Origin of the sequence: Metamycoplasma salivarium, from assembly GCF_900660445.2 — a bacterium.
Classification (GTDB): domain Bacteria; phylum Bacillota_I; class Bacilli_A; order Mycoplasmatales; family Metamycoplasmataceae; genus Metamycoplasma; species Metamycoplasma salivarium.
This window is the reverse complement of record NZ_LR214938.2, coordinates 346980-358314: the sequence shown is the minus strand read 5'-3', so window position 1 is coordinate 358314 and position 11335 is coordinate 346980. Positions and strand designations below refer to the sequence as shown.

Here is an 11335-nt window from a genome sequence, read left to right as displayed (position 1 = left end):
AAAATGGATCGAAATAAAATTAAAACATTAGCAAGTTCAATTTATATAAAACCATCTGAAAAAGTTATTGATTTGACTTTATTTTTATATCAAAAAATTACAAAAGGTCTTGAAGAACTAGACAAAGATTTTAATAATATTGTTAATGAGTTAGAACCTTTATCAAAAGTAAATGAACAAATGTTTTTATTTGACAATTTAAGAGATGACAATGTTGATAATTCTCTTAAATTAGAAGTTAATGCAATTTTAGAAAACGCAAATAAAGTTGAAGATGATTTTATTTGTATAAAGAAGGTGCTAAATGATTAATAAAGGTAATATAGCGAATGCAATTAAAGAACTAAAATCAAATAAAAATAATGCAGTTGCGCATATTTTTGACAAAAAAACTTTGAATGAAGGCAAAGGAAAATTACAAAATTGTATTTTCACAGTTAAAGATAATTATGCAGACGTTAATGTTAATTGTAAAGCTTCAAGCTTACTACTAAATAATTTTAGGCCTCAATATAAAGCAACTGTAATTGATTTATTGGAAAAGGCAGGTGCTATTTGTGTTGCTAGAACTAATTTAGACGAATTTGGTTTAGGCGGATCTGGTGAATATTCAGCTTTTGGAAAAGTTTTGAATCCATTGAATAATAAATATTTGGTGGGAGGTTCTTCTTCTGGCGCTGCAGCAACTTTAACTAATAATATTTCGTTTGCAATTGGTTCCGATACGGGGGATTCTGTCCGAAAACCCGCCTCAAATATAGGTAAAATTGGGTTTAAACCAAGTTATGGAGCAATCTCACGCTATGGTTTATTTGCATTTGCAACAAGTATGGATACAGTTGCTTATTTTGCACATAATATTAATGATCTAATTTTAATTTCTTCAGTGCTTTATAAGCAAGATATTAAACATGATTTAACTAATGTTAATTTATCATTTGATGAAACAAAGTTAGTTCTTAAAAAACCTAAGAAAGTTGCTTATTTAGATTGTTTTTCGGAACTAAGACCTTATGTAAAAGATGCATATAACAACTTACTTGAAAAATTAAAAAAAGAAAATATTGAGTTAATAAAAATTACTATTCCAGAAAATATTTTAAAATCAATTGACACTGTTTATCGTGTTATTGCATTTTCAGAAGCTAGTTCTAATTTATCAAATATGACTGGGTTTAGCTTTGGAAATACAAAAGATGGAAAAAGTTGAGAAGATGTAATGCTCAAAACTCGTTCTGAAGGTTTTGGAGATATGGTTCAATCAAGACTAATTTTAGGTTCCTATTTTTTGGAAAAAGATAACCAACAAAAATATTTCTTAAAAGCACAAAAATTAAGAAGATATTTGCAAAATTATTTTTTAGAAATACACAAAAAAGCAGATTTATTTATTTATCCTGCTTCAAACGATAGTGCTCCTGAGGATGGAAAATCATATCCAGATTCTTACATGGATTATATTTTAACTTATTGCAATTTGGTTGGAAATCCTTCATTAACGATGTTTTTAGGTAAAAATCCAAACAACAATATGCCATTTAATATTGCTTTAGATACAAAAATTTATGATGATGTTAAATTAATGGAATATGCTCTTTATTTTGAAAAACTAATAAGGAGTCAAAATGAATAATTGAGAATTAGTAATCGGTATTGAAATTCATATTGAATTAAATACAAATACAAAAATGTTTTCACCTATGCTTAATAATTTTGATAGTAAGCAAAATCATAATGTTTCAAATATTGATTTAGCATATCCTGGTAGTTTACCACTTGTTAACAAAGGTGCAATTATTAGAGCAATCAAATTAGCAAAAGCATTAAATATGACAATTGATCCTTATGTTAGATTTGATCGTAAAAACTATTTTTATCCTGATTTACCAAAAGGATTTCAAATTACTCAACAATTTCATCCAATAGGTTCAAATGGTTTTGTTAAAGCAAAAGTTGATAATGTTTGGAAAGCTATTGCAATTGAAAGAATTCATATGGAAGAAGACACTGCAAAGTCTATTCATAAAAATAATTTAACTTATCTAAACTACAACCGTGCTGGAATTCCTTTAATTGAAATTGTTTCAAACCCGGTAATGCATTCAGCAAAAGAAGCCGCTGCTTATGTAGATGCAATTAGACAAACAGTTTTATGTTTGAATATTAGTGATGCTAAAATGAATGAAGGAAGTTTAAGAACTGATATTAATATATCAATTCGTAAAAAAGGAACGAATGAATTTAATTCTAGAGTAGAAATTAAAAACTTAAATTCTATTTCAAATGTTGAAAAAGCAATAAATTTTGAATTTCAAAGGCAAATAAATCTAAGAGAAAAGAATTTAGAGGTTTTGCAAGAAACTAGAAGATTTGACGAACAAAAACAAGAAACAGTTTTAATGCGTAAAAAAACTGATAGTGTTGATTATAAATACTTTCCTGAACCTAATATTCCAACAATTTTAATTCCACAGAAAGTTATTGATGAGACTAAAATCGAAGAATTGCCTTATCAAAAGGAACAAAAATATTTAGATGCAAATTTAAATAATGTTCAAATTCAACAATTAATTAACAATATAGACTATGCATTATATTTTGAAAAAATAGGCAATGTATGCGATCTTAAGAAAAAAACCAACTTATTTTTTTCAACTATAATACCTTTTTTAAATGAATCTCAAATTCAAATTTCTGATCTAAAAATAACACTTAAAGAAGTTGAAGAATTATTCAAATATTTATTAGATGACAAAATAGATAAAAAAAACAGTTTGAAAATTTTAGACCTTAAACAAAAAAATAGTGATATACCATTAAAGACATTATTAGAAAAAGAAAAATTATTTGTTGAAAAAAGCAATTTAAGTTTAGAAGATATTGTCAAACAAATTTTTACTGAAAATAAAGATTTAAAAGAAACATTTTCAAAGAACTTTGAACGTAACAAAAAGTTTTTAATTGGACAAATTATGAAGAAAACTATGGGGAAAGCAAATATTTCTCAACTAGATGAAATTCTTAAGAAAATTATGGATATTTAATAAAATAGATAAATATGTGAAGAAATAAATGAAAAAAAGTCAAAAGTGGATGACAAAAAGATCCAGATGATGACAAAAACAATGATAAGAATGAAATAAAAAACGAACAAATCATTCAAACTGTAGCTCGAAAAAATATTTTTGAGAGATTTTTCAAATGAATAATTTATTTTATTTTATTTATTTCTATTCCTCGTTATCTAAAAAGTAGTAAATCAAAAGGTAAAGAAATTGTTAATAATGCTTACGCAAAATTAAACTCAAATGAATTTGCATTTATTCCTGTGGGATATGCAATGTATTTGTTTTTATCATTTATTCCTATTTCTATTATTTTAGTGTCAATCATTGCTCCAATAAGACCAGAGTATGATGTTATTTTTAGATATGCAATTTTAGGTCGTATTATTCCTGGAATTGAAAGTGTTTTGCCTAAATCAATTACCGAAATTTGAACAAGTGCTGGCGGTGCAACAACCTTTGTTTTACTTGCATTGTCAATTATCTTTTTTACTTCAAAAGGTTATGCAAAATTTATTGTATCTATTGATGTGTTATATGAACATCAAACAACTTTTAGAATGTGAAAAGGAAGAATTAAAGGAGTTTTTGTTTCAATTTTCTTGATACTAGCATTAACTTTAATCTTATTAGGGTTTACTGCTTTTATGACATTCTTAGTTGAAAAAGCAAACTTTGGAGATTTTAGTAATGTTCAATCTGTTACTTCGGTTTATGATTTGAAATTAACATGACATTTTTGATTTATTTACTATTTACTAATAGTAATTATGTTACCTCCATTCACTTATTTAGGGTTTGCATTATTTTATTTATATGCTCCAAACTTTAAATTAAAATTTTCACACGTTCATCCCGGAGCATTAATTACCGCAATTCCAACATCTTTATTTATCTTAATTTTTGGTTCTTTAACTTCTATTTTTAACTATCAAAAATTCGGACCAGTTGCAGCGTTTATGTATTTAATTTTGCTTTTAACTTTTATGGCATATTTCACTTATGCTGGGGTCATTGTTAATTCAAGTTTCTATAAGACATTTGTTAATATAATCACTATTGACAAAAGATCATTTTTTAAGGGTAGAAAGAATACTATAAATATAGATTAAGATCTAACTTTTATATTAAAATTATAACTATGGACGAAAAAAGAAAAACAGACACTAGGGTTCCTGGTGGGTTAAGACATTATCTAGCTTGAGCTAGATCTCAAATTACATTTGGATACAAGAAATGAAACTCAAAACGTATTGCTTTTGTTAGCGTTCTTATTTCAATTTCTGTTGTTTTTTTCATTATTTCGGTAAGGATATTACCAGTCAGTGCATTACCTAGTTTTAAGTTTGCATTTATAGGACTTCCTATTAAAATTACAGGTTTTATTTTTGGACCAATTGTTGGTGTTGTTACTGGCGTTTTGTCTGATTTAATATCATTTATTTTGGTTCCTACATATTATCATTATCTTTATACAATTGCTATTGCTATTGCTGGATTTGTTCCTGGATTTGCAGGTTATTGATTTTTCAATGTAAATGAAATGTTTTTTTCAAGCAAATACAAAATTTCAAAATTTAAAGAAACAATCCAATTCTTTAAAAAGCAATATGAAGAAGCTTTAATTAAAGGAAATGCTGAGGATATTCAATATTTTTCAGAGAGAATTGCATATTATGAAGTTAAAGTTATTCTTTTAGAAAATAAGAGTCGTCCAAATGCAATGATTAACTTTTCATTTATTTCAGCATTAGTTATTATTGTAATGCAAGTTGGAATTATATTTTATATTTTTACAAACCTTAATGACTCGTTATTTATTCACAATAGATTTGTTAAAAACAAATATTTCTATTTACTTTTAACCACATCTGGATTTGGACTGATGGGTATTTTTATGATTTTATATCGTGTGTTTTTGCGCAAACGTTTTCAAACATTTATTGAACTAATGGCAATTATTTCATTTTCTGCTATTATTGAATTTATTAATACTTTTGTTTTGTCAATGGCTGATACTTTGACACTTAAAACAGACTTTTGGGTCAATTTAACGACGCAGTCCTTGTTTGGACCGTTCAAAATATTTTTTAATATCGTCATTATTTTAGCAACTTACAAAGTTGTTTCACCTTTAATTAGAGTCAAAGAAGGAAATAATTTTTAACTATGGCTAAGCAATTAATTCAGTCAATAAAATTTAATAATATTCGGATTTATGAAGAACATAAAGGCAAGTGAACAAGTTACTTGCATAATTTTAGTTTTGACCTTGAACGTAGTAATATTTTAGGAATTGTAAGTGATGATATTATTACTAAACAAAAGATTTTTGATCTTCTTACTACAAAATATAATGATTTAAACACATATCAAGGTTATTACACTGTTAATTTTGAAGATAAAAATGCTTTATTGTGTAACAAAAACGAAGAATATATTAAAAATTTAGCAACAGCATTTGATAGCCATTTTTTGAATACCACAGAAGAAAAATCCATTTTTAATTACTTATGTGATTATTTCAAAAATATTGGTCTTTTAAAATTATCAACTGAAAATTTTGTTAAAGATTTAAAAGAAACTTATGCCAATTATTCACTAGTTTTAAAAGATCAATATTTACACTATAGTTTGGATTTAGAACAACAATTAAATGAAATATTAGTTGAATTTGATGAGTCATTTTTTTCAAATATTTCAAAGCAAGCAATTAAGTCATTAACTGGAAATGGCTTTTTTTCAATAATTGATGAAATCAGCAACAGATTACATAAGTTAATCGATATCTATAAAGATTATGAATATAAAATAATGCGTTTATCTTATGATTCAATTAATAAATTTCAGCATGGTGAGTCATTTTTAAACTATGCAAAATTTTATCAAGCTAAGAAAAAATATGAAATAGCATATGCCAAATATCATCGTCTTTATAACTTTAAAAGACATACAAAATTAGAATGCAAAGCAAAAATCAAAGAATTTAAAAAGAATGTTAAAAATAGTTTAGATGAGTCTTCTAAAATCTTTTTTAAAGTTATAAATGACTTAATTACTAGCAATGAATATCTTGAATATATGGCTTTAAATGCAAATAATAGAAAATCATTTACATATTATTATTGAAATTTCATCTTAAACAAAAAAATGATTGCTTCATTTAGCAAATATCATAACATTTTAAAATGACTAGATGAAAGTTATTTGTCGCAAGTAAATGAAGAAGTTAGAGAAATTAGATTACAAATATTTGACGAATTAAAATTTTATGACGTTAATAAAATTAGTATTTTTAAGTTACAAAATTTAATTAAAAGAATTGTTAATCAAAAGTATGAAATTAAAACTAAATTTTACTTAGATGAAGCTAAAGAACGCATTGATAATTACTATGAAGCCATTAAAAAAATCAAAGCAGATGTTGAAAATGCTGCTATTGAAACTAATATGGGAAACAAGAACTATGTTTTTTTAGAAGAATTAAATGATTATAAAGATGAATACATTAACTTTAGAAATGAATATTATTGAAAATATAATACTTTGTTTAAAAGTGTTAGTGAAAACATTAGACAATATAACCAAAAAATTTATTCTTTGTGTAAAGAAAATAGAATTTATTTGCAAAGAATTTCACACTTTATCAAAGCTGTATTTAATAGTATTACTAATTATTTTGAAGAATCAAGTTCAAGAGAAAATTCATTAATTAATTCTGAGCTTGAAATTAGAGCAAGTTTTTTAAAAAGATTGTATAACCAATTTAACATTGTAAAAAAACAATTCTATCAATATCACTCACTTTTTGTTGAGAATAGAACCAGCATCAAATTATGTACACAATTTATTACAAGTTCATTAGTTTATACTATCTTGAAAAAGATTAATGTTCCACTTTCAGATTTCTATAAAGATATCTCGAGTTTGCCTTTTGTAAAACAAATTGAACTTGAAAAAGAAAGACTATTTATTAGCCGTCCTAGTTTAATTATTATCGGCAATGGAATTGCAAAATTAGATAAAACATTACAACTTAAAATATTAGATGAAATTAATAAATACATCATTGAAAAGAACATCATTGGAATTTACTTACTTGATGATTACAATATTACAAGCGCAGTTACAAATAAAATTTGTATTATTGATAAAGCAAAAATTATTGAAGAAGGAAAGACCCAACAAGTTTTAACAAATCCAATAAATCCGTTGGTTAGAAAAAAACTTGGATATAGCAACGATGAAACTACTACTCAATTCATTGAGTATAGTTCATACAATAACAATTTCGAAAATACTTTTAAATATGAGGTTGAGGCATCACACTATGTTTGATGTACTTGACAAGAATTAAACAATTGAGCTACAAAATCAAACATTTTAGACTCTAGATTAAAGAGTTTATTATTTAGTAACATTAAAGTCAACAAAACTAAAGTTGATGATTTAGAAAAATATGTCGAATTTGGAAAATTTGATGAAACCCAAATTATGGATTTAACTAATTTAGTGAAAGGCGCAAAAATGAAAATGGACAAAAATCTAGATTTCAAACTTGTTGAAGAAGGGCGTCAACAAAAATGAATTGATAATAAATATTTTTCAACTCACGATGAGAAGAAGTTACCATTTACAATTATTTTGCCTCCTCCTAACATTACTGGACAATTGCACATTGGGCATGCATTAGACGATTATTTGCAAGATACCATCATAAGATTTAAGAAAATTGAAGGTTATGATGTTATGTGAGTGGCTGCAAAAGACCATGCTGGTATTGCAACACAAGCAAAAGTTGAAAAGAAACTATTAGAGCAAGGTGAAAGTCGTTATACATTAGGCCGTGAAAAATTTGTCAATGAAATTTGAAAATGAAAAAATGATTATTCAAAGAACATTGATGAGCAATGAAACAAAATGGGGCTTGCTTTAGACTATAGTTCTGAACGTTTTACTTTAGATAAAAATGCTAATGAAGCCGTTCTAAAAGTTTTTGTTGATATGTATGATGAAGGATTAATTTATCGTGATCAAAAAGCAATTAACTGAGATCCAAAATTTAAAACAGCATTATCAAACATTGAAGTTGTAAACAAAGAAGTAAAACAAAAAATGTATTATGTTAAATATCCATTTTCTGACAAATCTGGACATTTAACAGTTGCTACAACTCGTGTTGAAACAATGTATTCTGATGTGGCTTTAGCAATAAATCCAAATGATAAAAATGCTAAAAAACTTTTAAATAAGTCCATTTTACATCCTTTAACAAACAAAGAAATTCCTATTATTACTTCCCCATTGATTGATGAAAATTTTGGAACTGGTGTTATGAAAGTTTCAGCTCATGCAATGGATGACATTGATATCATCAAAGAAAACAATTTACCAATTATTGAATGTATAGATGATAATGGTTTAATGAATAAAGAAGCACAACAATTTGCAGGTATGGATAGATTTGTAGCAAGAGAAGAAATTGCAAAATTATTACAAAAGAAAAAATTGATTGTAAAAACTGAAGAAGTAATATCAAATGTTGGTTATAGCGAAAGAAGTGATACACCAATTGAAATTCTAGTTAGATATCAATGATTTGTCAAAATGCATGATCTTTCAACCAAATTATTAAATCATTTAGAATCATCTGATGCGGTAAACTTTTATCCTGAAAGATTTAAAAATGTTATTAAAACTTGAATGGAAAATGCACACGATTGGACAATTAGTCGTCAAATTTGATGAGGTCATAGAATACCTGCTTGATATAATGACAATGGACAAGTGATTGTACAAGTCAATAAACCAGATGGCAAATGAACTCAAGATCCAGATGTTTTAGACACTTGATTTAGTTCAGCATTAGCACCATTTGTATTTTTAGGTTGACCTCAAAGTACTGAAAAATTATCAAGATATTTTCCAACAGACATTTTAGTTACAGGTTATGATATTATTTTCTTTTGAGTTGCAAGAATGTATTTTCAATCTTTATACTTCACTGGTAAAAAACCATTTAAAAATGTTTTGTTGCATGGTTTAGTTAGAGATGCGCAAGGTAGAAAAATGTCTAAATCTTTAGGCAATGGAATAAATCCTATTGAAATAATTGATAAATATGGTTCTGATGTTTTAAAAATGGCTTTAATCTTTAATGTAACTGCTGGACAAGACATTAATTTTAGTAATGATAAATTAGAATCTGCAAAACTATTTCTAAATAAATTTTGAAATGTAGCAAGACTTATTTCTCAAATTAAAGTTCATATTAAAGAAGAATTTGATGAAAACAAGATGTTAGATTCATTTGATGATTGAATTTTAAACAAGTTTTTAACTTTAAAAAGTAACATTAAAGAAGCAATGGATAAATATGAATTTACCATAATTTATAAGCATATTCAAAATTTTATAGTTAATGATTTATCATCATGATATTTAGAATTTGTCAAATTCAAAACAAATAAAAACTTTGTTCATTTCTTATTTAAAGAAATATTATTATTGCTACATCCATTTATGCCATTTACAACTGATTATCTATATGAAAATATGTATCATGAGCAACTTTTAGAAGCCACTCCTATGAAACTTGTTGAAAGAAATCTTTCTAATAATAATGTAAATATTTTAATTGAATTAATTACAGTCTTGCGTAAATATCGTGAAGAAAAAAATATTTCAAAATCTGAGCAACTATTTTTTGATAAAAAAACACTAATTTTAAATGCTGTAGATAAAAGAATAATTGCTAAATTAACAAACTTTAGACAACTAAAAAATAATGATTTAGAAATTAAATTGTCAAATAATAAAGCAATCTCAATTAAACTTTCTGATGAACAAAAACAAAAAGAAATTGAAGAAATTAAAAAGCTTATAGATTTTTCTACAAAAGAAATTGAATTTAATAAAAAATTCCTTGACAATAAAGCTTTTTTAGAAAAAGCAAATGAGAAAACTATCTTGGATAAAAAGAATAAATTGCAGCAACATGAGACAAACTTGAAATTTTATCAAGAGTTGCTTATTAAGAAACAAACACCTAAAAAATAATAATATTCAAAAATTCTAGAAAATACATTTTCTAGTTTTTTTTATTTTTAAGGCACAACATTTTATAAGAATTGTATATAATTTTGAATGTGTTAAAAATCGCTATCAAAAATAGAGAAAATACACTTAAAATATCGATATTATTTATAAGCAAAAGGAGTGCTTAATGCCAATGAATTTAAAAGGTCGTAGTTTAGACTCAGCGCTAAACTTTACAACCGATCAAATTAATTATTTAATCGATTTGTCAATCGAATTAAAAAGATCAAAAATGCAAGGACTTCATGTAAACAATAGACCTCTTGTTGGAAAAAACATTGCTATTATGTTCCAAAAAGACTCAACAAGAACTAGATGTTCATTTGAAGTTGCTGCAGCTGACTTAGGTGCAAGTTGTACATACATAGGCCCTGCAGGTTCAAACTTCGGTAAAAAAGAATCAATCGAAGATACCGCTATGGTTTTAGGAAAATTCTATGATGGAATCGAATTCCGTGGATTTAAACAATCTGATGTTGATGCATTAGTTAAATATTCAGGTGTTCCTGTTTGAAATGGATTAACCGATGCTGAACACCCAACACAAATGTTAGCTGACTATATGACCATTAAAGAATTTAAAGGTGATTTAAAAGGCAAGAAAATTGTTTTTGCTGGTGACATCAAAAACAACGTTGCTCGTTCAATCATGATTGGTGCTGCATTTACTGGAATGCATGTAGTACTATGTGGTCCTAAAGAACAAGCTAAACTAGTTCAAACTGGTGAAGGTTACAAAGAAGTTTACAAGGCTTGTCAAGAATTATTTAAACGTAATGGTGGATCTGTATCATTTTCAGATGATAAAATTAAAGCAGCTAAAGATGCTGATGCAATTTACACTGATGTTTGAGTATCATTAGGAGAAGACTTCTCACTATTTGAACCTCGTATTAAAGAACTTGGTGCTTTCCAAGTAGATATGGCTATGATTAAAGCGGCTAAAGAAGATGTTATTTTCTTACACTGTCTACCTGCTTTCCACGATGACCATACATTATTCTCATCAGAAATCAAAGAAAAATTTGGTGCTAAATACCCAGTTGTTAAAACCGGTGCTATGGAAGTTACTGATGAAGTGTTCCAATCAAAATACAACAAATCAATTGAACAAGCTGGAAACAGAATGCATTCAATTAAAGCTGTTATTTTAGCAACATTAGGATACTAAT

At 26.4% G+C, this 11335-nt stretch carries 7 protein-coding genes; all 7 read left to right on the top strand.

Features of this window, described 5'->3' with window-relative positions:
* Positions 1-3 precede the first annotated feature (3 nt).
* The 7 genes from EXC60_RS01630 (at position 4) to argF (ending at position 11334) form a co-directional block, all read left to right on the top strand.
* Positions 4-312, top strand: a complete 309-nt coding sequence (locus EXC60_RS01630) for an Asp-tRNA(Asn)/Glu-tRNA(Gln) amidotransferase subunit GatC (RefSeq protein ID WP_024544254.1) — start codon at positions 4-6, stop codon at positions 310-312.
* Positions 305-1633 carry an amidase family protein gene (locus tag EXC60_RS01625; RefSeq protein ID WP_024544253.1) on the top strand — a complete coding sequence of 443 codons (1329 nt, stop codon included), beginning with the start codon at positions 305-307 and terminating at the stop codon, positions 1631-1633. Before EXC60_RS01630 ends, EXC60_RS01625 begins: the two co-directional genes overlap by 8 nt.
* Entirely contained in the window at positions 1626-3044 is a 1419-nt protein-coding gene (gene gatB / locus EXC60_RS01620) for an Asp-tRNA(Asn)/Glu-tRNA(Gln) amidotransferase subunit GatB (protein WP_024544252.1), read from the top strand. Before EXC60_RS01625 ends, gatB begins: the two co-directional genes overlap by 8 nt.
* Before the next feature lie 14 nt (positions 3045-3058).
* The gene (locus EXC60_RS06400) at positions 3059-4177 is read left to right on the top strand and encodes a YhjD/YihY/BrkB family envelope integrity protein (protein ID WP_024544251.1); all 1119 of its coding nucleotides are present in this window, start codon (positions 3059-3061) and stop codon (positions 4175-4177) included.
* A 29-nt stretch (positions 4178-4206) separates the two neighbouring features.
* Complete coding sequence (locus EXC60_RS06395; protein WP_129619887.1) at positions 4207-5232, top strand: ECF transporter S component; 1026 nt, start codon at positions 4207-4209, stop codon at positions 5230-5232.
* A gap of 2 nt (positions 5233-5234) precedes the next feature.
* Positions 5235-10124, top strand: coding sequence for a valine--tRNA ligase (locus EXC60_RS06390; protein WP_245394162.1), 4890 nt, complete (start codon positions 5235-5237; stop codon positions 10122-10124).
* Positions 10125-10290: 166 nt separating this feature from the next.
* Positions 10291-11334 carry an ornithine carbamoyltransferase gene (gene argF, locus EXC60_RS01600; protein WP_024544248.1) on the top strand — a complete coding sequence of 348 codons (1044 nt, stop codon included), beginning with the start codon at positions 10291-10293 and terminating at the stop codon, positions 11332-11334.
* Position 11335: the final 1 nt, after the last annotated feature.